Genomic DNA, 262 nt, shown 5'->3' on the forward strand with positions numbered 1-262 from the left:
CGCCCGGCACGCCCATCGACGCGGCCGGCGAAACGCTCCTGGCGCGACTCAAGGCGTGGCGATCGGAGGTGGCGCGCGGCCGCGGCGTGCCGGCCTATGTGGTGCTGCACGACGCCACCATGGAAGGCATCGCCGCCGCCCGCCCGACGACCCTCGACGCGCTGCGCGGCATCCCCGGCATCGGCGACAAGAAGCTCGAGCACTACGGCCCCGATCTCCTGGCGATCGTCCGCGCCGCCGAGTGATCGGCGCAGCCAGTAGC

Annotated in this window: 1 protein-coding gene; it reads left to right on the plus strand. The window is 74.0% G+C overall.

Annotation, left to right across the window (positions count from 1 at the left end; all coding sequences use genetic code 11):
- The coding region (locus CH341_RS32830) for an HRDC domain-containing protein (protein WP_170149921.1) at positions 1 to 245 on the plus strand (245 nt) is incomplete at its 5' end.
- Between the last annotated feature and the right edge of the window lie 17 nt (positions 246 to 262).

The sequence above is a fragment of the Rhodoplanes roseus genome (assembly GCF_003258865.1).
GTDB lineage: Bacteria > Pseudomonadota > Alphaproteobacteria > Rhizobiales > Xanthobacteraceae > Rhodoplanes > Rhodoplanes roseus.